Source organism: Streptomyces sp. NRRL S-337 (assembly GCF_000720175.1).
GTDB lineage: Bacteria > Actinomycetota > Actinomycetes > Streptomycetales > Streptomycetaceae > Streptomyces > Streptomyces siderophoricus.
In genome coordinates, this window is sequence record NZ_JOIX01000026.1 from 1 (window position 1) to 24,775 (window position 24,775).

Annotated in this window: 13 protein-coding genes; 5 read left to right on the plus strand and 8 right to left on the minus strand. The window is 73.8% G+C overall.

The window, feature by feature from the left end; all coding sequences use genetic code 11:
• The 3 genes from IG62_RS47295 to IG62_RS42040 all read right to left on the minus strand — a co-directional run.
• The coding region (locus tag IG62_RS47295) for a hypothetical protein (RefSeq protein WP_158795063.1) at positions 1-2,847 on the minus strand (2,847 nt) is incomplete at its 3' end.
• 93 nt (positions 2,848-2,940) lie between these two features.
• On the minus strand, positions 2,941-3,324 hold the full coding sequence (locus IG62_RS0119760; RefSeq protein ID WP_030804544.1) for a WXG100 family type VII secretion target: 384 nt from the start codon (positions 3,322-3,324) through the stop codon (positions 2,941-2,943).
• Between the two features lie 95 nt (positions 3,325-3,419).
• Positions 3,420-5,237: a PucR family transcriptional regulator gene (locus tag IG62_RS42040; protein ID WP_078872096.1), complete on the minus strand. Its 1,818-nt coding sequence runs from the start codon at positions 5,235-5,237 to the stop codon at positions 3,420-3,422.
• A gap of 245 nt (positions 5,238-5,482) precedes the next feature.
• On the opposite strand from IG62_RS42040, the gene IG62_RS0119775 reads away from it, so the two are divergent.
• Complete coding sequence (locus IG62_RS0119775) at positions 5,483-6,916, plus strand: sodium:solute symporter (protein ID WP_030804549.1); 1,434 nt, start codon at positions 5,483-5,485, stop codon at positions 6,914-6,916.
• 85 nt (positions 6,917-7,001) lie between these two features.
• Positions 7,002-8,696 carry a thiamine pyrophosphate-binding protein gene (locus IG62_RS0119780; RefSeq protein ID WP_030804552.1) on the plus strand — a complete coding sequence of 565 codons (1,695 nt, stop codon included), beginning with the start codon at positions 7,002-7,004 and terminating at the stop codon, positions 8,694-8,696.
• A 79-nt stretch (positions 8,697-8,775) separates the two neighbouring features.
• Here the strand turns inward: IG62_RS0119780 and IG62_RS0119785 are convergent, their stop codons facing one another.
• On the minus strand, positions 8,776-10,980 hold the full coding sequence (locus IG62_RS0119785) for a YhgE/Pip domain-containing protein (RefSeq protein WP_030804555.1): 2,205 nt from the start codon (positions 10,978-10,980) through the stop codon (positions 8,776-8,778).
• Positions 10,952-11,755, minus strand: coding sequence for an ATP-binding cassette domain-containing protein (locus IG62_RS0119790; RefSeq protein WP_030804558.1), 804 nt, complete (start codon positions 11,753-11,755; stop codon positions 10,952-10,954). Before IG62_RS0119790 ends, IG62_RS0119785 begins: the two co-directional genes overlap by 29 nt.
• A gap of 254 nt (positions 11,756-12,009) precedes the next feature.
• Here IG62_RS0119790 and IG62_RS0119795 point away from each other — a divergent pair, with 254 nt between their 5' ends.
• From IG62_RS0119795 to IG62_RS0119805, 3 genes are all read left to right on the plus strand, one after another.
• Positions 12,010-14,844, plus strand: coding sequence for a discoidin domain-containing protein (locus IG62_RS0119795; protein ID WP_030804561.1), 2,835 nt, complete (start codon positions 12,010-12,012; stop codon positions 14,842-14,844).
• A gap of 218 nt (positions 14,845-15,062) precedes the next feature.
• The gene (locus tag IG62_RS0119800; RefSeq protein WP_030804563.1) at positions 15,063-18,929 is read left to right on the plus strand and encodes an ABC transporter ATP-binding protein; all 3,867 of its coding nucleotides are present in this window, start codon (positions 15,063-15,065) and stop codon (positions 18,927-18,929) included.
• Between the two features lie 192 nt (positions 18,930-19,121).
• The gene (locus IG62_RS0119805) at positions 19,122-20,543 is read left to right on the plus strand and encodes a S28 family serine protease (RefSeq protein WP_030804567.1); all 1,422 of its coding nucleotides are present in this window, start codon (positions 19,122-19,124) and stop codon (positions 20,541-20,543) included.
• 72 nt (positions 20,544-20,615) lie between these two features.
• Here IG62_RS0119805 and IG62_RS0119810 read toward each other — a convergent pair whose 3' ends face one another.
• From IG62_RS0119810 to IG62_RS0119820, 3 genes are all read right to left on the minus strand, one after another.
• Positions 20,616-22,442, minus strand: a complete 1,827-nt coding sequence (locus IG62_RS0119810; RefSeq protein WP_030804569.1) for a glycoside hydrolase family 3 protein — start codon at positions 22,440-22,442, stop codon at positions 20,616-20,618.
• A gap of 93 nt (positions 22,443-22,535) precedes the next feature.
• Entirely contained in the window at positions 22,536-23,459 is a 924-nt protein-coding gene (locus IG62_RS0119815) for a sugar phosphate isomerase/epimerase family protein (protein ID WP_199812500.1), read from the minus strand.
• A 160-nt stretch (positions 23,460-23,619) separates the two neighbouring features.
• Entirely contained in the window at positions 23,620-24,690 is a 1,071-nt protein-coding gene (locus tag IG62_RS0119820; RefSeq protein ID WP_078872098.1) for a bifunctional helix-turn-helix transcriptional regulator/GNAT family N-acetyltransferase, read from the minus strand.
• Between the last annotated feature and the right edge of the window lie 85 nt (positions 24,691-24,775).

A 24,775-nucleotide genomic window follows, 5' to 3' on the forward strand; every position in this document is an offset into this window, starting at 1 on the left:
GGGGTCGGGGTGGGGTTGCGGGTCGCCGTTGTCGTCCTTGGGGATGGCGTTCTCGACGTGCTGCTGGTGCTCGTCGGTGGGGCCGTCCAGTCCGCCGGGGCGCTCGCGGTTACGGGTGTCGGAGGCGGCGGGGGGATCGTCGTGGGGGGCGTTGTGGGAATCGTCGTGGGGCTCGTGGTGGGGCTCGTGCTGGGGGGTGTTGCCGGGGTGCTCGGTGCCGGGCCCGTCGTGGCCGTTCGGGTTTTGGTCGGCGTTCGGGGTGTGGGGGCCGTTGCGGTCGTTCGGGTGGTCAGGGGTCGTCGGGGGCGGGTCGGTACGGGTCGGCTGCGGCTCGGGGCGCCGGGGGTCCGGGCGGGTCGGGTCCGGGCGCGTGGTGTCGGGCCGGGTGGTGCCGGGCCTGGTGGTGTCCGGGCGGGTCGGGTCGGGGCGCGGCTGGGTCGGGACCGGGCGCTGCTGACGCGGGTCGGGGCGCCCGCCGGCGGGCGTACGCGGGTCGTCCGGGCGGCGCGGCCCGTCGAGGCGGGGGTCGTGGGCAGGGCGGTCCGGACGGCGCTGCTGGGTGATGTCGTGGACCGGCTGGGTGCCGTCGGGGCGGCGGTTGGGCGGGGTGGTCCCGGGCGTGCCCGGAGGGTTGGAGCCGCGCGGGGGTGCGGTGTTCGGTGTCGCCTGGCCGGTACCGCTTGGCGTGGTGGTGTGCGGTGCCGCGTTCGGGGCCGCCGGGCCGGTCTGCGGGGGCATGGTGGTGGGCATGCCGACCACCGGGCCCGGCGACTGCGGGCCGCCCTGCGGTGACTGCTGGGGCGGGGTGGGCGAGTGACCGCCGGCATCGGCCGCCGGGGTGGGCGGCGGGGCGGTCAGGGTGTCGGCGGACTGGGTGGTGACGGTGGTGTCGTCGTCACGGGCGTGCGGCATGGGGTCGCCGGGGGCGGGGTCGCGGTGACCGGTGGGCGACGGTCCGGCTGCCGGGGCGTGCGGCACCGCCGCGCCCCCGCCCTGCGAGGGCACGCTGACGTGCGGTGTGGTCGGACGTCCGCCGCCGCTCGTATTGGAGTTGGTGCCGTCTCCGTCGTGCGAGGGGCTGCCGCCGCCGTCGCTGTAGTGGGGGGAGGGGGCGGGCGTGGGTTGGGGGGTGGAGGCGGAGGTGGCGTCGTGGGAGGCGGCGGCCGGGTGCCCTGGGGACCCGTGGTCCGGGGCCGGGCCGGGGCTGGACGGCGGCCCGGAGTCGGGCGCCGGTGTGGGTGCGGAGTGCGGCGCTGGTCCTGAGTCGTGGGCCGTTGCCGCGTCCGGGTGAGGGGATGGGCCGGGAGTGGGCTGCGTACCGACCGGGTCCGGGCCGGGGTGCGGGCGGGCCGCGTCCGGAGTGGTGTCGGGGGTGGGATGGGTGCCCACCGAGCCGGAGTCCGGGGTCGGGTGGGTGCCTACGGCGCCGGAGTCCGGGGTGGGGTGGGTGCCTACGGCGCCGGAGTCCGGGGTGTGGCCGGGACCCGGGGTCGGGCCCGCGTCCGGGGTGTGGCCGGTGCCCGGTGCCGGGCCGCTGTCCGGCGCCGGCGTCGGGGAACTTCCGTACGGATTGTGGTTGTTGCCGCCCGTGTAGCCCTCGTCGAAGGCGGTGCGTTGGTCCGGGGGCGGTAGTGGCTGGGCCCGGGGGGCCGGGTGCTCGCCGTCCGGGCGTCCGGAGCTGTCGGGTGTCGTGGACGGGCCGCTGCCGGACCCGGACCCGGAATCCGGATGGGGCCTGGACCCGGAGCCCGTCCCCGAGCCGGCATCCGACCCCGAGCCCGATCCGGAGTCGGCTCCGCGGCCCGTGTCGCTGTGCGACGGTCCTGAATTCCCGCCTCCACCAGTGGAGTTGGCGCCGCCGGAGCCGCTTCCCGACCCCGACCCCGAGCCGGAACCGGATCCGCTTCCCGCCCCTGAACCAGTACTCGAACCCGTACCGGACCCGGACCCGGAATCCGACCCGGACCCGGACCCGTGCCCCGAGCCAGCCGACTCGTTCGACGACGACCCCGACCCGCTGCCGCTGTTCCCGCTGCTCCCGTCGGTCCCGCCGTCTCCGCTTCCGTGTTCACCGCCACCGCCGTCATGGTCCCCGCCGCGTCCGGCGGCGTGGTCCAGGCCGCCGCGGGCGTGGTGGCCCGCGCGGGCGCCGGCGCCGTCGCGCAGTGCCTCGGTGAAGGTCTGGCCGGAGTTCTTGGCCGCGTCGATGCCCGCGTCCGCGCCCGTCTTGAGGCTGCGGCCGACGTCGAAGCCCTGCTGGGCCCCGAAGTTCATGTTCATGCCCTGGGCGATGGCGTCGGAGATCATGGCCTCCAGCGCGGAGACGGCGGGCTCCTTGACCGTCTCCATGATCGCCTCGACGAGTGCCTCCCGCGCTTCCTTGAGGATGCGCCGGACGATCAATCTGGTCGCTTGTGTGGCGCCCGCCGCGCCGATCTCCGACAGGCCCAGCGTGAAGGGCGCCGCCGCTTGTGCCGCGATGATTTCCGCAGCGAGGATCGCCAATTGGGCGATCACCGCGACTTTCATCCCGACGATCACCACCGCCCCCGCGTCCATCGCGAAGGCGATCAGCTCGGCCGCCGTGCGCGCGTCGTCGAGGTAGCCCGAGCCGTTGCCGGAGAACTTCTCCCAGGTCTTGCTGAAGCCGTCGATGCTGTCGCCGGAGTTCGCCGAGAGGACGTTGCCGGCGGCGGTGACGCCCTCGGACTGTAACTGCTCGACGGCGTTGGCGAACTCCCGCCAGGCGCTGGCGGACTCGTTCATCTTGTCCTCGTCACCCGTCGGCCAGTCGAAGCCGAGCATTTCGAGGACCCACTCCAGCCAGTCCGGCAGCATGAGCGACATGGCGGCAATCCCCCGTACGTGGAAGCGGTCGAGCGATGACGGCGCGTGCAGTGAAGGAGCCGGCGGAACGGGAGGGAGCGGAGGTCCGCGCCCTCAGGTCTGGGGCGCCTTGAAATTGCTGATCAGCTGGCTCTGTGCCTCGGCGTTGGCGACGTGCTGCTTCATCAGCGAGTCGTTGAAGTCCTCATCGGCCTGGTGGTTGTCGGCCATGGTGTTCAGCGCGCCGCCGATCTCCTGGAGCTTGGCGGCGAGATGGCCCATCGACTCGTACATGCCGTCGCGCAGGCCCTCGTAGACGACGCCGAACTTCTCGCCGATGTCGTCATCACCCCACGGCGGGGTGTCCTGGCCCTCCAGGCCGGTCAGGGTGTTCTTGAGCTTCTCCACGGCGGACTGGTAACGCTGTCCGACGTTGGTGAAGTCCCGTCCCCCTGACTTCAGTGCCGGGATGTCCGCCTGTAGTCCGTCTCCGGCCATCTGTGGCCCCCGTTCCCCACGCTCGTCGACAGATGTAGGACAACGTGGCGCGAAGTCTAGTCCTGGACTCCCTTGTCACATCAAGGAGTTGACTGTCACAACGCTGTCACCGACGGCCCCGGACGGCCGGCGTCCGAAGCCTCCGGGCCGGCGCGGTCGAGGCAGCGCAGGGCGAACCACAGCTCCATGCGGGTGTCGGTGTCGTCCAGGTCGGTGTCGAGGAGCGTGGCGGTACGGGCGATGCGCTGGCGGACGGTGTTGCGGTGGATGCCCAGCGCGCTCGCCGTCCGGTCCCAACTGCCGTGCAGGGAGAGCCAGGTGTGCAGCGTGGTGACGAGGGCGGGGGAGGTGGCGAGGGGTGCGAGCAGGGCCTGGGCGTGCCGGTGGGCGTCGTCGGGGTCCACGAGGGCGGTGAGTCCGGGCCGGTCGGGGGAGGGGCGGCGGACGAGGGCGGTGCGGTGGGCGAGGGCGCGGCGCAGCGCGGTGGCGGCGTGCCGGTCGGCGGCGGGCAGCTCTTCGACCGGGGCCGGGGTGCTGACGCCGAGGGTCCAGCCGGGCTGTGCGCCGATCTCCCGGTCGGCCGGGACCAGGGCCCGGAGCCGTCGCGCCGGTTCCGACGCCGGCTCCCGCGCCGGCTCCCGCGCCGGCTCCCGCGCCGGCTCCCGCGCCGGTTCCGGCGCCACGAGGGCGGTGCCCAGCGCGGCGGCCAGTGCGGCCGCGTCCGCCTCCGGGGCGGCGGCTCCTCCGCGGCGCTCGGCGTGCACCACGGTCCAGAGGGGAGCGCCGAGCAGCGGGCCGACGTCGGCCGGCCGGGCACCCAGGAGCAGGTGGGCCAGGGCGGCACAGTGCCCGGTGTCGGCCGCGCCACGGGCCGCGGCCGGGCCGGTGATCAGCGACAGCAGGACCGCGGCGACGCCCGCGATGGTGTGTGCGGGCGGATCGTCCGGGTCCGCGGCGACCACCAGCGCGCACGCCTCCCGCCCGGCGGCGCGCCCCGTCAGGGCGTACGCGGACAGCTGGGTCCCCGGCAGCGTGTCCGTGGCGGAGGACGGCCCACCGGCCGCGCCTCGCACCCCGCCCCCGGTGCCACCCGCGGCCCGCACCCCGCCCCCGGCCTCTCTGCCCCCGGGTCCGGCAGCCTCGCCGCCGCCGAGGACGCCGCCCCCGACGGCACTGCCTCCGACCGCGCCGCCCGCGACGACCTGGGCGAGCCGTTCGGCCGCGGCCCGTACCCGGTCGGTGGGCCGGGCCCCGGCGGAGCCGTGTTCCGTGCCGTCCGGGCCGAGCAGCGCCGTCCAGCCGTGGACATGGCGGGCCAGCGCGCGCAGCACGGCGCGCGCCGGATCCGGCCGGGCGGCGGCCGCGGCCAGCGCCCGCTGCGCCTCGCCGATCCGGCTCAGCTCCCGGTGGCGGGCCGTGGTGACGGCCTGCCACACGGCGCTCTCCACGGCCGTGAACGGGGTGGCGGCCGGCACCTCCACCAGTGGCAGGCCGTGCCGGTCGCAGGCCTCCACCAGCGCGGGCGGCACCGCCTCGTGCACCGGCGCGATCCCGAAGCCGAGCGCGGCCGCGCCGGCCGCGACCGTGCGGGCCGCGTACCCGTCGAGGTACGAGGCCAGGGCCGCGTCCGCGTCCTCGCCCGCGGCCCCCGCGGTCACCTCCGCCAGGTGCACGCCCGCCGTCAGCAGCAGCTCGCCGCCCAGGAGGTACGGCACCGGGTCGGCCATCTCGGAGGTGTGCACCCAGTGGAGGGTGACGCCCTCCCGTGGCCCCGCGAGCTGGCGCAGCCCGAGGTCCGCCCGCGCGAGGAGCGCGGCCAGCGGCACCGGCGGTGTCGACGGCGCGGTGGTCGACGGGGGGCCGGACGGCGGTTGCGGCGCCTGGGCCGACGGAGGCGGAACAGGAGGCGGCATGTGCGAACCCTCCACAGGGGCGGCCGATGAATGGAGGAAACGTACACTTCAGCGTCGCCGCGCCGCCTCCTAGGGTCAACCCCCGAGACGAGTCCGCGGGACGACGAGCCTTCGAGGCGAGTCCTCGCGGACGAGTCCTCGTGAGGCGGGCCGCACTCCCCCCGTTGCGCGCCCGCCTCTCCCCCGCTCCCTCTTGCCACACCCCCCGACCCCTCTCCCCTCGGCGCAGCTGGAAGGGATGGCCCATGGCTGTCGACTATGCGGTGATCGTGCTCTATCTGGCCGGAATGCTGGCCATGGGCTGGTGGGGCATGCGCCGCGCCAAGTCGAAGAGCGACTTCCTGGTCGCGGGGCGCCGCCTCGGGCCCGCGATGTACTCCGGCACCATGGCCGCGATCGTCCTCGGCGGCGCGTCCACCATCGGCGGCGTCGGCCTCGGCTACAAGTACGGCCTCTCCGGTGCCTGGATGGTCCTCACCATCGGCCTCGGACTGCTCGCCCTGTCGGTCTTCTTCTCCGCGCGGATCGCCCGTCTGAAGGTCTACACCGTCTCCGAGATGCTGGACCTGCGCTACGGCGGCCGGGCGGGCGTCATCTCCGGCGTGGTCATGTGGGCGTACACGCTGATGCTCGCGGTCACCTCGACCCTCGCGTACGCCACGATCTTCGACGTCCTCTTCGATCTGAACCGGACCGTCGCGATCATCCTCGGCGGTTCGATCGTGGTCGCGTACTCGACGCTCGGCGGCATGTGGTCGATCACGCTCACCGACATGGTGCAGTTCGTGGTCAAGACGATCGGCGTGCTGCTCCTGCTCCTGCCCATCGCGGTGGTCAAGGCGGGCGGCTTCGCCGAGATGAAGGCCAAGCTCCCGGCCTCGTACTTCGACCCGCTGGGCATCGGCGGCGAGACGATCTTCACCTACGTACTGATCTACACGTTCGGCATGCTCATCGGGCAGGACATCTGGCAGCGTGTCTTCACGGCCCGCAGCGACCGGACGGCGAAGTGGGGCGGCACCGTCTCGGGTACGTACTGTCTCGCGTACGCCCTCGCCGGTGCCGTCATCGGTACGGCGGCCAAGGTGCTGTACCCGAAGCTGGGCAGCCCGGACGACGCCTTCGCGACCATCGTGAAGGATGAACTCCCGGTCGGTGTACGGGGGTTGGTGCTCGCGGCCGCGCTGGCCGCCGTGATGTCGACGTCGTCCGGTGCGCTGATCGCCTGCGCGACCGTGGCCAACAACGACATCTGGTCGCGGCTGCGGGGAGTCGTGCGGCCCTCCGGCGAGGAGCACGACGAGGTCAAGGGCAACCGCCTCTTCATCCTCCTCATGGGCCTCGCGGTGATCGGCACGGCCCTCGCGCTGAACGACGTCGTCGAGGCCCTGACGGTGGCGTACAACCTGCTCGTCGGCGGGCTCCTGGTCCCGATCCTCGGCGGGCTGCTGTGGAAGCGCGGCACGGTGCAGGGCGCGCTGGCCTCGGTGACGGCCGGCGGCCTCGCGGTCATCGGCCTGATGGCGGGCTACGGCATCCTCGCCGACGAACCCGTCTACTACGGCCTGCTCGCCTCCCTCGCGGCCTACGTGGCGGTCAGCCTGGCCACCCGGCCCACGGACGCGGCGGTGCTCGCGGTGTGGCGGGCCCGGCTGCAGGCCAGTCCGTCCGACGCTTGACCGGACACCGCGCCACGGGACGAACCCCCGACGGCCCCCACCCCCCAGACGACCCACCCCGGAACAGACGGAGAGTCACCCGCCGATGAGCACCACCACACCGGAACCCGCAGCCGCCCCCTCGCCGACGGACCCCCTGCGCACCGGCGGCGACCTGGTCGTCGAGTCGCTGGCCGCGCTCGGTGCGCGTACCGTCTTCGGGCTGCCGGGCCAGCACGCGCTCGGGGTGTTCGACGCGCTGCGCCGGTCCGCGCTGCGGTACGTGGGGCTCCGGGTGGAGAACAATGCGGGCTTCGCCGCCGACGCCTACGCGCGGGCGACGCACGGGGTCGCGCCGCTGCTGGTCTCCACCGGGCCCGGGGCGCTGATGACGCTGCCCGCGCTGCAGGAGGCGGCGGCCGGCTCCGCCGCCGTGCTGGCGATCGGCAGCCAGGTCCCGCTGGCCGGGATCGGCGGCGGCCGGCACGGCTATCTGCATGAACTCACCGATCAGAGCGCCGCGTTCCGCGATGTGGTCAAGTCGGTCCACACCGTCCGTACCGCCTCGCAGATCCCGTCGGCGGTGGCCGCCGCCTGGGAGTCGGCGCTGAGCGTGCCGCACGGTCCCGTCTGGCTGGAGATCCCGCAGGACGTGCTGCTGGCGCCGGTCGACGTGCCGCCGGTGGGCGCGCTCGCCGTGGCCCCGCGGGTCCCCGCGCCCCGGCCGGAGCTGATCCGTGCGGCCGCCGGGCGGCTGACCGGGGCCCGCCGCCCGGTGATACTGGCCGGCGGCGGGGTCGTACGGGCCGGGGCCGAGGCGGAGCTGCTGGCGCTGGCCGAGCGGCTGCGGGCGCCGGTGGCCACGACCTTCGGCGGTAAGGGCGCCTTCCCGTGGGAGCACCCGCTCTCCCTGGGGTCCTGGCTGGAGGACCGGCACACCACCGACTTCCTGGAGGACGCCGACACCCTGCTGGTCGTCGGGTCGGGACTGGGCGAACTCTCCTCGAACTACCACACGTTCCGGCCGCGCGGCCGGGTCGTCCAGATCGAGGCGGACCTCGGGAAGCTGGAGTCCAACCACGCCGCGCTGGGCATCCACGCGGACGCCCGGCAGGCGCTGGCCGCGCTGGTCGAGGAGACGGCCGGCGCGGAGGCCGCCGGGCTGCCCGCGCCCGGGGCGGCCGGGTCGCCGGAGGCCGCGGTGGCCGGTGTGCTCGCCCGGGTGCGGGACCGGCTCGCCGCCCAGGACCTCGACCTGGAGCAGCGGGTGCTGGCCGCCGTACGGGAGGCGCTGCCCGAAGACGCGGTCAGCTGCTGGGACATGACGATCCTGGCCTACTGGGCCTGGTCCGCCTTCGATCCGCGGCGCACCAACGTGCTGCATTCCGCGCAGGGCGCCGGCGGTCTGGGCTACGGCTTCCCGGCGGCGCTGGGGGTGGCCGTCAGCGATCCGGAGCGGCCGGTCCTGGCGGTGTCGGGGGACGGCGGCGCCATGTACTCGATCGCCGAGCTGGCCACCGCGCACCAGTACGGCCTGCCGGTGACCTGGCTGATCGTCGACGACGGCGGCTACGGCATCCTGCGCGAGTACATGACGGACGCCTTCGGCGCGGCCACCGGCACCGAACTCAGCCGCCCGGACTTCGTCGCCCTGGCCGAGTCGTTCGGCGTCCCCGCGGTCCGTACCGACCCCGGGAGGCTGGGTGCGGACCTGGCCGCGGCGCTCGCCGCCCCGGGCCCCTCGGTCGTCGTGCTGCCGGCCCGGCTGCGGATGTTCGCGCCGACGCACCTGCCGGCCTGACGCGCGGCCGCGAGGCCCGAAACGCGCGGGTGCGGTGCCGGAGGACCGGCACCGCACCCGGCGGTCGAAGGACCGATTCCTAGAGGCTGAGCTCCGGGTGCAGGTCCTTCATCCGTACGACCTGGCGGCTGCGCGCCGCGAGGGCGGTGAGGGCCAGGGCCCCGAGGGTGAAGGCCGCGAGGACCACGCTGCCCTGCCGTACGACGGCGAGGTCGCCGCCGGTGATCAGCCGGCGCAGCCCGTCGACGACGTAGCTCATCGGCAGGAACGGGTGCAGGGCGGCGAAGAAGCCGGGGCTGGTCTGCACCGGGTAGGTGCCGCCCGCCGAGGTCAGCTGGAGCATCAGCACGACCAGGGTGAGCACCCGGCCGGCCGGGCCGAAGAAGGCGCTCAGCAGCTGGATGATGGCGGTGAACGCGGCCGTGGCCAGCACCAGGAAGCCGATGGTGGCGGCCGAGCGGGCCATCTGAAGGCCGAGGCCCCAGTGGAGCACGGCCATCAGGGCCAGCACCTGGACGACGCCGATGGCGAAGGCCGGCAGCCAGGAGCCGAGCGCGATCCGCCAGCCGGGGGCGCCCGCGGCCAGCGCGCGCTTGCCCAGCGGCTGCAGCAGCATGAACGCGACCATCGCGCCGACCCAGAGGGACAGCGGGATGAAGTACGGCGCGAGGCCGGTGCCGTAATTGGGCGCCTTGTGCAGCGACTTGGCGGCCAGCGCGACCGGGTCGGACATGACCTCGGTACGGGCGTCGCGGTCCTTCTTGTCGTAGTCGGGGATCTTGCTGACGCCGCTGTGCAGCCCGTCGGCCAGCTCGTTGGTGCCGTCCTTGAGCTTGAACAGCCCGCCGGTGAGCTTCTCGGCGCCGTCCGCGGCGGTGCCCAGCTTGTCGTGCAGCTGGCCCGCGCCGTCGGTCAGCCGGCGGTTGCCGTCGGCGACCTTGCCGGTGCCGTCGGCGACCTTGCCCGCCCCGTCGGCGAGCTCACCGAGCTTGTCGGCGAACAGGGCCGCGCCCTGGGAGACCTTGTGGGCCCCGGTGTTGAGCGCGTTGATCTGGCGGACGGCGGTGTCGGCCCGGTCGGCGATGCCCGGTGCCTGCTGGGCGACCAGTACCGCGGCCCGGTGCAGCTCGCGCAGCTTCTGGTGCCACTGGGCGAAGTCGGTGCGGGCGATGGTGCCGTTGACCTTCTCCGCCAGGTCGGCCGCGGCGGCGGTGCCGGTCGCCAGGGCCTTGAGCTTGGCGCAGTCGGTGTCGGTGGAGACGAGCCCGCCGCAGCGCTCCCGGTACAGGTCGGCGGCGTTGTCGGCGTTCGTACGGGCCTGCTCGGCGGCCTTGGCCGAGTCCCCGGGGAGCTTGCTGAGGTCGGCGTCGAGCTTCTGGCTGAGGTCGGCGACGATCTGCGCCTTCTCACCGATCTCCGCGCCGTGCTCCCGCAGGAACGGCAGGTCCTTGCGGGCGATGCCCGAGACCTTGTCGGCGAGCTGCTGGGTGCCGTCCGCGACCCGGCCGGCGCCCTGGCTCAGCTCCTCGGCCTTGGCGCTGGCGCCCGCCGCGCCCTTGCTGACGCTCTTGGCGCCCTTGTCGACGGCTCCGGCGCCCTGGCTGAGCTGGCCGGCCTTGTCGTGCAGCTGGCCCGAGCCGTCGTCCAGCTTGCCGAGCCCGTCGGCCAGTTCGCCGGTCTTCTCCTTGGCCGTGCCGACCCCGTCGTCGACCTTCCCGGCGCCGTCGGCGGCCTTGGCGGTCTGGTCGTGCAGGTCCGAGAACGACACGAAGATCTTGTCGAGCATGGCCCGCGACGAGGACGCCGAGGTCTTCGCGCGGATCTCGGAGAAGACGGTTTTGGAGATCGAGCCGACGACGTAGTTGTTGGCGTCGTTCGTCCGGACCTGGAGGGCGCCGGTCTGCGGGTCGTCACCGGAGCTGGAGGCGATCCGCTTGCTGAAGTCCGCCGGGACGGTCAGGGAGAGGTAGTACGTACCGTCCTCGACGCCCTTGGCGGCGTCCTCGGAGCTGACCTCCTCCCAGTCGAAGGTCTTGCTGTCCTTGACGTTCTTGGCCAGTTCGTCGCCGGCGGTGATCTTCTTGCCGCCGGCGGTGGCACCCCGGTCGTCGTTGACCAGCGCCACCGGGATCTTGTCCAGGCGGGCGTAGGGGTCCCAGAAGGAGCAGAGGTACAGCGCCCCGTAGAGCAGGGGGATCAGCATCAGGGTGACCAGCCCGATCCGGGGCAGCTTCCCCCGGCCGAAACGCCTGAGCTCAAGCGCGGCCAGCTTCGGCGAACGCATGCGCCGCTTCCTCCTCGGTGGTGTGGGGGGTGGTCTTGGGGCCGTCCTGGTCCGGGGCGGGGGCCGCGGGCCGTGCGGTGGCCGCGGCCGTGGTGCGGACGATCAGCGCGTCCGCCGGGGCGTCGCTGCCGGCCGCCACCACGGTGATGCCGGCCAGCGCGAGGTCCCGCAACAGCTGCCAGGCCAGGTCGCGTTCGGCCGGGGACAGCTTGAGGTCGACGTCGTCGACGGCGAGCAGATGCGGGTCCTGCATGACCGCGAGCGCGATCGACAGCCGCAGCGCCTCCAGCCGTTCCAGGTCACGGACACAGGTCCGCAGGCCCTTGGGGAGGGTGTCGGGGTCGAGTCCGGCGACCGCCAGCGCGGCGTCGATCCGGGCCCGGGTGACCTCCTTGTGGCGCCTGCCCCAGGGCAGTGCCGGGGAGTTGGCGAGACGGCGGCCCAACAGGGCCTGTTCCTTGAGGTGTTCGCCGACGGTGAGCGCCGGTTCCAGGTCGGCGACGCCCGGGACGTGGGCGAGAGCGGTACGGCCGCGGACCGTACCCATCCGCTTCGGCAGCGGGAAGCCGGCGACCGTGGCGGAGCCCTCGGAGATCCGCATCCGGCCGGTCAGGGCGAGCAGCAGGCAGGTGCGCCCGGAGCCCGAAGGGCCCTCGACGGCGATCAGTGAGCCCGGCTCGGCGGTGATGTCGACGCCCCGGAAGGCCCAGCCGCGTGGACCCCGCACTCCTATCCCCGTGGCGTGGACCGCCGCCCCCTTGCGGGTGGTGTTCACAACCCCTCCCCATTTGATCTGACTGGTCAGTCTAAAAGTGTAGCCGCACCTGGGGCCCTTTTGACCAATCGGCGAGCTTTGGCGGGCGGCGGGGCGGTGGATGGGCGTCCTTTGGCGGCAATTCGTCCTGAGAGGGCCGTGACCCGAACGGGGGACTCGGCTTAGGGTGCCGACATGGCGGGGGCCTGATGATGTTCACGTGGTGCCCGTGGCGCGGACCCGCGGCACGGGCTCTTCATGGATGACGGAGAACCATGGAAGATTCGACACGTCACCCCACCCCCCTGCCCTCCCGGGACCCGGCCGGGCCACCTCCCGGCCGCACCGCCCGCCGCTCCCGCAAGACCGTCGCGCCGCTCCTCGCGGCCGCCCTGGTCGCGGTCCTCGCACCGGTCTCCGCCTCGGCCGCCGCCCCGTCCGGGGGGCCGCCGCCGGAACCGCCCGCCGGCCCGCACGGCCCCTGCCTGACCGGCCACGACGGCGACGGCTGGACCGCCACCTCCGACAAGATCGACCCGGCGGACAGCTACCACGCCTTCGTCGGCAACGGCTACCTCGGCCAGCGCGTACCGCCCAACGGCACCGGCTACGCGGCCCCCGGCGGCCAGACCGGCTGGCCCCTGAAGACGCCCGCCTACGACGGCTCCTTCGTCTCCGGGCTGTACGCCAAGGGCCCCAAGGACGTCCAGGGCCGCCAGGCCATCGCCGCGCTCCCCACCTGGACCACGCTGAACGTCGGCACCGGCGGCGCCCACCCCGACACCTTCTCCTCGGCCACCGCGCCCGGCCGGATCTCGCACTACCGCCAGTCCCTCTCGCTGCGCTGCGGCTTCGTCCGCACCTCGCTGACCTGGACGGCCGCCGACGGCCGCCGCACCGACCTGGTCTACGACGTGCTCACCGACCGCACCGACGCGCACACCGGCGCGGTACGGCTGCGCATGACGCCCCACTGGAGCGGCGCCGCCACCGTCACCGACGCCCTCGACGGCCGCGGCGCCCGCCGGATGACGGCCTCCGGCGCACCTTCCGCCTCCAAGGACGCCGCCGGCGGGACCATGGACGTCGGCTTCCGCACGGACGGCACCCGCACCGAGGGCGCGGTGGCCTCCACCCTGCGCCCTGGCCCCGGCGTCCGCGCCACCGCGCCCCGAACGGCCCCGCAGGCTGGCCGGACCGCCTCCCTCAGCAACCGCCAGCAGCTGACCTTCCCGGTCCGCAGCGGCCGCTCGTACGACCTGGCCAAGTACGTCGGCGTGGACACCGCGCTGACCTCCCGCCACCCGCGCGCCGCCGCCGACGCCGCCTCCCGGCGGGCCGCCCGCCGCGGCTGGCAGGAGCTGTTCGCCCGGCACACCGCCGCCTGGCGGCAGCTGTGGCGCAGCGACATCGAGGTCAAGGGGCAGCGTGATCTGCAGACCTGGGTCCGCTCGGCGCAGTACGGCCTGCTGTCCAGCGTCCGCGCCGGCAGCCGCAACAGCATCGGCCCCACCGGCCTGACCAGCGACAACTACGCCGGTGAGATCTTCTGGGACGCCGAGACCTGGATGTACCCGGGCCTGCTCGCCACCCACCCCGACCTCGCGAGGTCGATCGTCGACTACCGCTACAAGACCCGCGCCGGCGCCCGCGAGAACGCCCGCAAGCTCGGCTACGACGGGCTGTTCTACGCCTGGACCAGCGGCAGCAAGGGCGACCTGTGGAACGAGTGCCACAGCTGGGACCCGCCGCACTGCAAGACCCAGAACCACCTGATGGGCGACATCTCCCTGGCCACCTGGCAGTACTACCTCGCCACCAAGGACACCGCCTGGCTGCGCTCGCGCGGCTGGCCGGTCCTGAAGGGCATCGCCCAGTTCTGGGCCTCCCGGGCCACCCACAACGCCGACGGCAGCTACTCGATCAAGAACGTCGCCGGGCCCGACGAGTACAGCAACGGCGTCAACGACGGCGTCTTCACCAACGCCGGCGCCGCCACCGCCCTGCGCCACGCCACCCGGATCGCCGCCGTCCTCGGAGAGCAGGCGCCGGCCTCCTGGAACACCATCGCCGACAAGCTGCGCATCCCCTACGACGCGAAGAAGAAGGTCTACGAGCAGTACGCCGGCTACCGGGGCACCACCATCAAGCAGGCCGACACCGTGCTGCTGATGTACCCGCTGGAATGGCCGATGTCGCAGGCCCGGGCGGCCCGCACGCTGGACTTCTACGCCGCGCACACCGACCCGGACGGCCCGGCCATGACCGACTCGGTGCACGCCATCGACGCGGCGGGCATCGGCGAGGCCGGCTGCTCCACGTACACCTACCTGCTCCGCTCCATCAAGCCGTTCGTGCGCGGCCCGTTCGCGCAGTTCTCCGAGGCGCGCGGCAACAAGGCCGGCGCCGACGACCCGCACGCCGGGCGGCCCGCACAGGACTTCCTCACCGGTAAGGGCGGCTTCCTGCAGACCTTCACCAACGGCCTGACCGGGCTGCGGCTGCGTGAGGACCGGGTGCACCTCGACCCGCTGCTGCCGCCGCAGCTCTCCGACGGCGTGACCCTGCGCGGACTGCACTGGCAGGGACGGACCTACGACATCGCCGTCGGCGCGCACCAGACCACCGTGCGGCTGACCTCGGGTGCGCCGATGCGGATCGAGTCGCCCCAGGGCGAGCAGATCGTCAGCCGCGGCGTACCGGCCGTCCTCAAGACCCGCCGGCCCGACCTGGCCGCCACCACGAACGCGGCCCGCTGCACCCCGGCGACAGCCACCTCCGAGGAGCCCGGCATGTACGCGGTCGGCGCGGTGGACGGCAACGCCACCACGGGCTGGGTGCCGAACGCGGCGGACGGCACCCTCACCGCCGACCTCGGCCGGGCCACCCGGATCGGGAAGATCACTCCGCACTGGACCTCGGCCCGTCCGAAGTCCTTCCTCGTCCAGGTGTCGCGGGACGGCACGCACTGGACGGGGGCCGGCTCGGCCGGCCACGGCCCGGTCCGGTACGTCCGGGTCACGGTGCACGGCGACCGCACGCCGGCGGCCGACGGGAAGCCCCGGCCGCACCCGGGCATCTCGGAGCTGACCGTGCAGCGGGTGAACTGATCACCTCACCCGGTCGTCCTGCGTGATCACACCTGCTGATCACGGCTCCCCGTGAGCGCGGCCTGCGCCGGCCGGTCCCTCTGGGCCGGCCGGCGCACGGCGTGCTGCGCACGGCGCACGATCAGGTCCGCAACCGTTCGGATTGTTGCAGCGGGATGAAATTCATACCGGGCGGTGTTGGTGCCTTGCGGTAGACGTCGAGGCGCGGGAGGCATCGGGTGGCGGGGACGGACACGGATACGGCAGGGGCCGGCTGGGCACGGCGGCTGACCAGGGACTGCTGGCAGTACCGCAAGGACGTGGTGCTCGCCCTCGGGTCCTCGCTGGCCGGGATGGCGGTGATGGCGCTGGTCCCGCTCGTACCGAAGCTGATCATCGACGACGTCATCGTCAGCCACCGGCGGGCCCTCGGCCCCTGGGCGGGCCTGCTGATCGCCGCCGCCGTGGTCGTCTACGTCCTCACCTACCTCCGCCGCTTCTACGGCGGACGCCTCGCCCTGGACCTCCAGCACGACCTGCGCACCCGTATGTACGGCGCGATATCCCGGCTCGACGGCCGCCGTCAGGACGAGCTGAGCACCGGCCAGGTCGTCGGCCGCGCCACCAGCGACCTCCAGCTGATCCAGAGCCTGCTGTTCATGCTCCCGATGATGATCGGGAGCGTCCTGCTTTTCGTGATCTCCCTGGTCGTGATGGCGGTGCTCTCCCCGCTGCTCACGGTCATCGCGCTGGCCGTCGCGCCCGCCCTGTGGTTCATCGCCAAGCGCAGCCGCGCCCGGCTCTTCCCCGCCACCTGGTACGCCCAGGGCCAGGCGGCCGCGGTCGCCGGGGTCGTGGACGGCGCGGTCTCCGGTGTCCGGGTCGTCAAGGGCTTCGGGCAGGAGGAGCAGGAGACCGGCAAGCTCCGCGAGGCCGGCCGCCGGCTGTTCGCCGGCCGGCTGCGCACGGTCCGCCTCAACGCCCGCTACACCCCCGCCCTGCAGGCCGTCCCCGCGCTCGGCCAGGTCGCGATGCTGGCCCTCGGCGGCTGGATGGCCACCCGCGGCCAGGTCACCCTCGGCACCTTCGTCGCCTTCTCCACCTACCTCGCGCAGCTGGTCGGACCGGTCCGGATGCTCGCGATGATGCTGACCGTCGGCCAGCAGGCCCGGGCCGGCGTCGAGCGGGTCTACGAGCTGATCGACACCGAACCGGCCCTGACCGAACGGCCGGACGCCCATGAGCTGCCCGCCGACGCCCCCGCCACCGTCGAGTTCGACGAGGTGACCTTCGGCTACGGCACGGGCGACGGCGCCCGCCCGGTCCTCGACGGCTTCTCCCTGCGCATCGAGCCCGGCGAGACGGTCGCCGTGGTCGGCACGTCCGGCAGCGGCAAATCCACCGTCTCGCTGCTGCTGCCCCGCTTCTACGACGTCTCCGCCGGCCGCGTCCTGGTCGGCGGCCACGACGTCCGCGACCTCACCCTCGCCTCGCTGCGCGCCGCCATCGGCCTGGTCCCCGAGCACAGCTTCCTGTTCTCCGACTCGATCCGCGACAACATCGCCTACGGCAATCCGGGTGCCACCGACGCCGAGATCCGCGCGGCGGCCCGCGCCGCGCAGGCCGACGGCTTCATCTCCGAGCTCCCCGACGGCTACGACACCGAGGTCGGCGAGCAGGGGCTGACCCTCTCCGGCGGCCAGCGGCAGCGCATCGCCCTGGCCCGCGCGATCCTCACCGACCCCCGGCTGCTGGTCCTCGACGACGCCACCTCCGCCGTCGACGCCCGCGTCGAGCACGAGATCCACGAGGCGCTGCGCGGCGTCATGGCGGGCCGGACCACCCTGCTCATCGCGCACCGCGCCTCCACCCTGGCGCTCGCCGACCGGGTCGCCGTCCTCGACGGCGGGCGGCTGGTCGACGTCGGCACCCAGGAGGAGCTGGCGGAGCGATGTCCGCTCTACCGCGCGCTGCTGACCGACCCGGAGGAGCTGGGCGGCGTCGAGCGGGACCCGGCGGGCGAGCTGGCCGGCGCCTTCGACGGCGAATTCGCGGCGAGCGGGCTGCTGGAGTACGCGTACGCACCCGACGCCGACGGGCCGGAGGGCGCCGGGCCGGAGACCGCCGAGCCGGCCGACGACACCGTCACCCCCGAGATCACCCCCGAGCTGTGGGTCCGCCGCGAACAGGACGCCGAGGCCGGCGCGGCCGGGGTGGCGCCCCGCGCGGCGGCCGCCACCGGCCCCGGCATGGCCGCCGCGACCGCCGGCCTCCCGGCCACCCCCACCCTGCTCGACCAGGTCGCCGCGCTCCCGCCGGCCACCGACACCCCGGACATCGACGAGGACCGGGCCGTCCGCCCCGAGCGCTCCTACGGCCTGCGCCGGCTGCTGCACGGCTTCGGCGCCCCGCTGGCCGTCGCCCTGGCCCTGGTCGCCGTCGACGCCGTCGCCGGGCTGCTGCTGCCCGTCCTGATCCGGCAGGGCATCGACGAGGGCGTCCGCCGCGGGGTGCTGGCCGGCGTGTGGACGGCCGCGGTGCTCGCCCTCGTCGTGGTCCTCGCCCAGTGGGCCGCCCAGTTCGGCGGCAACCGCATGACCGGCCGCACCGGCGAGCGGGTGCTGTACTCCCTGCGCCTGAAGATCTTCGCGCAGCTGCAGCGCCTCGGGCTCGACTACTACGAGCGCGAGTTGACCGGCAAGATCATGACCAGGATGACCACCGATATCGACGCCTTGTCGACATTCCTGCAGACCGGGCTGGTCACCGCCCTGGTCTCGATGCTGACCTTCTTCGGCATACTCGTCGCCCTGCTGGCCATCGACCTCCAGCTGGCCCTGGTCGTCTTCGCCACCCTCCCGCCCCTGGTCATCGGCACGTACTTCTTCCGCAAGCAGAGCGTCAAGGCGTACGAACTCGCCCGCGAGCGGATCAGCACCGTCAACGCCGACCTCCAGGAGAGCGTCGCCGGCCTGCGGATCGTCCAGGCGTTCCGCCGGGAGCACCGCGGCGCCGAGCGGTTCGCCGCCCGCAGCGACGCCTACCGCCGGGCCCGGGTCCACGGCCAGTTCCTGATATCGATCTACTTCCCGTTCGTGCAGCTGCTGTCGTCCGTCGCGGCGGCGCTGGTGCTGATCGTCGGTGCCGACCGGGTGAGTGCGAACACCCTGACCGCCGGCGCGCTGGTCGCCTATCTGCTCTACATCGACCTGTTCTTCGCCCCCGTCCAGCAGCTCTCCCAGGTCTTCGACGGCTACCAGCAGGCTTCCGTCTCGCTGGGCCGCATCCAGGAGCTGCTGCGCGAGCCGACCTCCACCCCCGCCGCCGAACGCCCCCGGGAGGTGCCCGCGCTGCGCGGCGAGCTCACCTTCGACGACGTCCACTTCCGGTACGGCACGGCGGACACCCCCGCGCTGGCCGGGGTCAGCCTCACCGTCCCCGCGGGCCAGACCGTGGCCTTCGTCGGCGAGACCGGCGCCGGCAAGTCCACCCTGGTCAAGCTGGTCGCGCGGTTCTACGACCCGACCTCGGGCGCGGTCCGCGTCGACGGCACCGACCTGCGCGAGCTGGACCTGACCGGCTACCGCCGCCGCCTCGGCGTCGTCCCCCAGGAGCCCTACCTCTTCGCCGGCACGGTCCGCGACGCCATCGCCTACGGCCGCCCCGACGCCACCGACGCCGAGGTCGAGGCCGCCGCCCGCGCCGTCGGCGCGCACGCCATGATCGCCACCCTGGAGGGCGGCTACCTCCACGAGGTCGCCGAACGCGGCCGCAACCTCTCCGCCGGCCAGCGCCAGCTGCTCGCGCTGGCCCGCGCCGAACTCGTCGACCCGGACGTGCTGTTGCTCGACGAGGCCACCGCCGCCCTCGACCTCGCCACCGAGGCCGTCGTCAACCAGGCCACCGACCGCCTCGTCGGCCGCCGCACCACCCTGGTCGTGGCGCACCGCCTGACCACCGCCGCCCGCGCCGACCGGGTCGTGGTCCTCGACCGCGGCCGGATCGCCGAGGACGGCAGCCACGCCCAACTCCTCGCCCGCGACGGCCGCTACGCCGAGCTGTGGCGCACGTTCACCGGCGAGGGCGAGGAGGAGCTGGTGGCCTGAGGCTCCGGACGCGGCGGCCGGACCCGACGCGGCCCGGCCGCCGTCACGCCGGCGCCCCGGGCCCGGCCGCCGCCCCGCACCCTGAGCCCCCGCCGCCCGGCCGCCGGTCCCCGGACGGCCCCCGGGGGCTGGTGGTGCCCCCGGTGCGCAGATAGGTTCAGCCCGACCTTTGCAATCCCAAGGGGAGGGTGCATGCGCAAGGCCACCAGATGGCTGCTGTCGCTCGCCGTGCTCATAGGCACGGCCACAGCCGGCAGCGCCCAGGCGGGAGCGGCCACCGCCGCCGAGCCGCCGACCAAGGACATCAAGGACCGGATCCTCGCGATACCGGGCATGAGCCTCGTCGAGGAGAAGCCGGTCGACGGCTACCGGTACTTCGTCCTGAACTACACCCAGCCGATCGACCACGAGCACCCGTCCAGGGGGACCTTCCAGCAGCGGCTGACCGTGCTGCACAAGTCCGTGGACCGCCCGACGGTGTTCTTCACCTCCGGCTACAACGTCAGCACCACACCGTCCCGCAGCGAACCCACGAAGATCATCGACGGCAACCAGGTCTCCCTGGAATACCGGTACTTCACCCCGTCGCGGCCCACGCCCACCGACTGGAAGAAGCTCGACATCCGGCAGGCCGCCACCGACCAGCACCGCATCTTCCGGGCGCTGCACCGCATCTACGGCAAGAACTGGATCGACACCGGCGGCAGCAAGGGCGGCATGACCGCCACCTACTACCGCCGCTTCTTCCCGCACGACATGAACGGCACCGTCGCCTACGTCGCGCCCAACGACGTCAACAACGACGAGGACTCCGCCTACGACCGGTTCTTCCAGCACGTCGGCACCCCGCAGTGCCGCGCCGACCTCGCCGCCATCGAGCGGGAGGCCCTGCTGCGCCGCGGCGAGATGGTCAAGCGCTTCCAGGACTGGGCCGACCAGGAGAAGCAGACCTTCACGAACACCGGCAGCGCCGACCGGGCCTACGAAGTCATGGTCACCGACCTGGTGTTCGGGTTCTGGCAGTACCAGCCCGCCGAGACCGCCTGCGCCGAGATTCCCAAGCCCACCGCCTCCACGGACGAACTGTGGAAGTGGATGGACAAGGTCGGCGGCTTCGACAGCTACACCGACCAGGGCATGGAGCCCTACCTGCCGTACTACTACCAGGCGGGCACCCAGCTCGGCGAGCCCGGTTACGGCTACCCGAACCTGGCCGGTCTGCTGAAGTACCCGGGCATCAACAACTCCCGCACCTTCGTGCCGAAGGACATCCCGATGCGCTTCGACAGGCGCGCGATGCCCGACGTCGACCGCTGGGTGCGCCACCACGCCCGGCAGATGATGTTCGTCAACGGCCAGTACGACCCGTGGAGTTCGGAGCACTTCGAGGTGGGCAAGGGCTCCCGTGACTCGTACGTCTTCACCGTCCCCGGCGGCAACCACGGCTCCAACATCGCCAAGCTGAAGGACGCCGACCGCACCAAGGCCACCGCCGAACTCCTCGCCTGGGCCGGCGTCCCGGCGCCCGCGGGCACCACCCCCGCCCCGCTGGCCCCGGACAACAAGAAGCTGGACAAGCAGGAGAACCGCCGGATGCCGATGCTCCGCCCCTGACGGGCCAACCGGCCGACCGACGGGCCGGCGCGCTCCCCGCGACCACGGGGAGCGCGCCGCACCCGCACCGGCTCAGTACGACAGGCCGTGCCCGATCTGGTACAGCGCCTTGTCCGGGACGTCGGCGCGCATTATCGCCACCGGCAGCCGGCCCACCGGATCCCGCCGCCCGGCGATCACCCGGGCCGCCGCCCGCAGCTCCACGTCCGTCCACGAATAGCTCGCCAGCGCCGCCTTGACGCCGTCCAGCTGCGCGATGTCGTACGGATTGCGCACCGCCAGCTGCACCACCGGCTTCCCGGTGGCCAGCAGTGCCTCGACCAGCTTCCGCTGCGGCGAGATGGCCGTCACGTTGTACGTGGCCACCACCACCGCGTCCCGCTCGCCCAGCGCCGCCACCGCCGCGTCGATCTGCGCGGACGTCGGCGACAGGCCCGTGGACCGCGCGGTGGCCGTGAAGCCCAGCTCGTCCAGGGCCCGCGCCAGGACCGTGGTCGGCGGGCCGCCGGTGCCCGACGGCGCGGCCGCGTCGACGCCCACCACCAGCACCCGCCGCTCCCGCCGGCGGGACAGCGGCAGCACTCCGCCGTCGTTGCGCAGCAGCGTGGTCGTACGGTCCGCGATCCGGTCCGCGGTCGCCAGATGGCCCCGGGTCCCGACGACCCGGTCCACCTCGCCCCGGCTGGTGTACGGGTCGTCGAACAGCCCCCGCCGTTCCTTCAGCAGCAGGATCCGCAGCAGCTTCGCGTCGAGGTCGCGCTCGGACAGGTCCCCGTCCTTCAGCGCCGTCAGGACGGCGCCGTGCGCCAGCGACAGGTCCGGCGGGTTCAGCAGCTGGTCCACGCCGGCCTTCAGCGCGAGGACCGGCACCCGGGCGTCGCCGTACTTCTTCCGTACGCCCTCCATGCCCAGTGAGTCCGTCACCACCACCCCGTCGTAGCCCAGGCGTTCGCGCAGCAGACCGGTGAGGATCGGCCGGGACAGCGTCGCCGGGTCCTCGCTCGCGTCGAACGCCGGCACGACGATGTGCGCCGTCATGATCGAATCGATCCCCGCGGCGATCGCGGCCTTGAACGGCGGCGCGTCCAGCCGCTCCCACTCCTCGGCGGTGTGGTGGATGTACGGCAGCCCCACATGGCTGTCGGTATCGGTGTCGCCGTGGCCGGGGAAGTGCTTGGCGCAGGCGGCCACCCCGCCGTCCTGATAGCCCCTCACCTGCCCACCGACCATACGGGCCACCGCCTGCGGATCGGCGCCGAAGGACCGCACCCCGATGACCGGGTTGGCCGGGTTGACGTTCACGTCCGCGTCCGGCGCGTAGTCCTGCCGGATGCCCATGGCGGCCAGCTCCTGCCCGGCGATCCGGCCCGCCGTACGGGCGTCGTCGCGGGAGCCGCCGGCGCCGAGCGCCATCGCGCCGGGGAACAGTGTCGCGGGCGCGCCGACCCGGGCCACTATGCCGTGCTCCTGGTCCGTGGAGATCAGCACCGGTACGGGCACGCGCTGGGCGGCCGCGGCCTTCTGGATGCCGTTGGACAGCTCGGCGATCTGGTGCGGCTCACGGGTGTTGTGCGCCCAGCCGAAGTAGATGATGCCGCCGACGTGGTACTTCGCGATCAGCTCCGCCGCGTTGGCGACCCCGATCTCCTTCTGGTTGGCGGCGACGTCGGCCGGGTCGGGGTCGGTCGCCGAGTGGCCGTAGACCCGCATCACGAACAGCTGACCGACCTTCTCCTCCGGGGTCATCCGGGCGATCAGGCGGCGCAGCCGGTCCCGGGCGGCGGCATCGGGGGCGGGCCGGCGCCCGGTGACGGGCGCCGCCACGGCGGGCCCGGCACCCGCCGCGCAGGCGGCGACGGCACCGGCCGCGGTGGTCAGAACGGTACGTCTGGAGTGCATCCGCGCTCCTTCCGGAGGGCTTCCTCGACCTGGTACAGGACTCGTTGAAGGAAACTTCCAAGGAGACACGGATAGCCGGAAAACTATTGTCGGTCAATCACTCCGGTCGGGGGTGCCGCCCTCCTCTTGCACGCCGGCCGGCGGTGTGGGAGGGACCGCGGGAGACCCGCCGGCGGCGTCGCCCGCCGCGGCCCCGGCCGCCACCCCGTCGAGCAGCCGCCGCAGATGGTCCCGGCCCGCGGCCAGCAATCCGGGCAGCTCGGGCGCCTCCGGGAACCAGCGCTTCTCGTACTCCCAGCACAGCCAGCCGCCCGCGCCCAGGCCGTAACCGCCCTCCGGCGCGGGCACCGGACCGTGCGCCGCAGCCGGCTCCGGCCCGAGCGCGGCCAGCGCGGACGCCAGCGGCAGGGCGCCCGCCCCGAGCGGCACCGGACGCGGATCCGCCGCCGACACCACGTCCTTGACCTGCACATAGCCCAGATACGGAGCGAGTGCCGCCCGGGTGTCGACGGGCCGCTCACCACCGCGCCAGGTGTGCAGCACGTCCCACAGCGCGCCGACGCTGCGGTGCCCGACCAGGCCCAGCACCCGCGCGGCGGCCGCGCCCGTGCCGTGCGAGTCATGGGTCTCCAGCAGCACCCGGACGCCCCGCTCGGCCGCGAGCGGCGCCACCGCGGCGAGCCGCCGGGCGGCATCCGCGTCCGCCCCCTCCGCCGGCCGCTCCCCGCCGCCGGGGAACACCCGCACATACGGCGCCCCCAGGTCCGCGGCGAGCAGCACCAGCTCGGACAGCTCCTGCGCCAGCTCCGCCTCGCCCGCCGTGTCCCGCTCGGCCGCGACCCGGGCGTACCCGGCGACGGCCAGGATCTCCACCCCGGCCGCCGCGAATTCCGCGCGCACCGCGGCCCGCTCCCGCGCCCCGATCAGCGGATGCACCGGCTCCTCCGGATGGGCCCGCAGCTCCACCCCCTGATAGCCGGCCCCGGCGGCCAGCCGCGCCACGTCGGCGACCGGCATGCCCGGCACCCCGAGCGTGGAGAACGCCAGGCGCAAGGGGGGCGCCGCCGCCCGGCCCGGGGCGCCGGCCGGGGTGCCGCCGCCCGGACCGCCGCCGTCTCCCGTGCCCTGCGTGCCGTCCGTTCCGGTCATGCCGCGCTCCTCTCCTCCGTGGTCGTCCCTACGTGCCCGCACCGCGCAGCGACAGCCGCCAGTCCTGGCCCACCAGGTCCTGCCCGAAGCTGTGGTGCGGCGTCTGTGAGACCAGCTCGAAACCGGCCCGCTGGTAGATCCGGCGGGCCGCGCCGAGGACGGAATTCGTCCACAGCACCATCTCCTCGTACCCGGCGTCCCGCGCGAAATCGACACACGCGTCGACGAGTTGCCGCCCGACGCCATGGCCCCGCGCGGACGGCTCCACCAGCAGCAGCCGCAACCGGGCCACACCCGGCCGGCCGTCCCGTACGCACATCACCGCACCGGCCCTCTCCCGGAGAGCTCCGGCAGGCTCCGCGCCAGGGGGGACCCCCGTCCTGTCCAGCTCCGCGATCCAGGTGCGGTCCCACCGCGGGTCGAACGCCTCGGCGTACTCCGCGACGATCCGGGCGACCAGCGCCTCGTAGCTCAGGTCGAAGCCGTACTCGGCGGCGTAGAGCGCGGCGTTCCGCTCGACCATCCAGCCGAGGTCACCGGGGCGGGCGGTGCGCAGGGTGACGGTGGGGGAGGAGGCCGCCGGTGCCTCGCCGGTGCCCGCGGGGTCGTCACCGAGCAGGACACGGATGGTCCGCATCGCGTCCGTCAGGCGGGCCCGGTCCGCCGCCGGAAGGTGCCGGAGCAGGGAGCCCGCCGCCTCCTGGGAGCGCTCCTCCAGCAGCCCCGCCGCCTCCCGGCCGTCCCCGGTGAGGGTGATCCGCTGGCGGCGCGGGTCCTGCTCGGACCTGCCGCGGCTGATCAGCTCCCGGTCCTCGAACTTGCCGAGCAGCCGGCTGAGATACCCGGCGTCCAGGGACAGCGAGGCCCGCAGATCCGCCGCGTCCACCCGCTCCTGGTGGGCGAGTTCGTAGAGCACCCGCGCCTCGGTGAGGGTGAACGGGGTGTAGAGGTGCCGCCCGTAGTCGAGCGCGCCGATCAGGTTGGTGTAGAAGCGGTTGAACCTGCGCAGCTCACGGACGTCGGCGGCGGGATCGGACGCCGCGGCGGAGTCGTCCGGCGCGCTGCCGGACCGGGCGTGGGAGGGTGCTTCGGTTGTCATCGTCGACCACCTCACCATTGACTGAGTCAAGGGTAACGAACGAGGCCGCTCCGCGCACCACCCCTTCCGCCCGCCGCCTCACCGG

Bases quoted from the DNA above. Each gene is read 5' to 3' on its own strand.
- IG62_RS0119760 (WP_030804544.1), bottom strand. From the start codon at position 3,324: ATGGCCGGAGACGGACTACAGGCGGACATCCCGGCACTGAAGTCAGGG.
- IG62_RS42040 (WP_078872096.1), bottom strand. From the start codon at position 5,237: ATGCCGCCTCCTGTTCCGCCTCCGTCGGCCCAGGCGCCGCAACCGCCG.
- IG62_RS0119775 (WP_030804549.1), top strand. From the start codon at position 5,483: ATGGCTGTCGACTATGCGGTGATCGTGCTCTATCTGGCCGGAATGCTG.
- IG62_RS0119780 (WP_030804552.1), top strand. From the start codon at position 7,002: ATGAGCACCACCACACCGGAACCCGCAGCCGCCCCCTCGCCGACGGAC.
- IG62_RS0119785 (WP_030804555.1), bottom strand. From the start codon at position 10,980: ATGCGTTCGCCGAAGCTGGCCGCGCTTGAGCTCAGGCGTTTCGGCCGG.
- IG62_RS0119795 (WP_030804561.1), top strand. From the start codon at position 12,010: ATGGAAGATTCGACACGTCACCCCACCCCCCTGCCCTCCCGGGACCCG.
- IG62_RS0119805 (WP_030804567.1), top strand. From the start codon at position 19,122: ATGCGCAAGGCCACCAGATGGCTGCTGTCGCTCGCCGTGCTCATAGGC.
- IG62_RS0119810 (WP_030804569.1), bottom strand. From the start codon at position 22,442: ATGCACTCCAGACGTACCGTTCTGACCACCGCGGCCGGTGCCGTCGCC.
- IG62_RS0119815 (WP_199812500.1), bottom strand. From the start codon at position 23,459: ATGCCGGTCGCCGACGTGGCGCGGCTGGCCGCCGGGGCCGGCTATCAG.
- IG62_RS0119820 (WP_078872098.1), bottom strand. From the start codon at position 24,690: ATGACAACCGAAGCACCCTCCCACGCCCGGTCCGGCAGCGCGCCGGAC.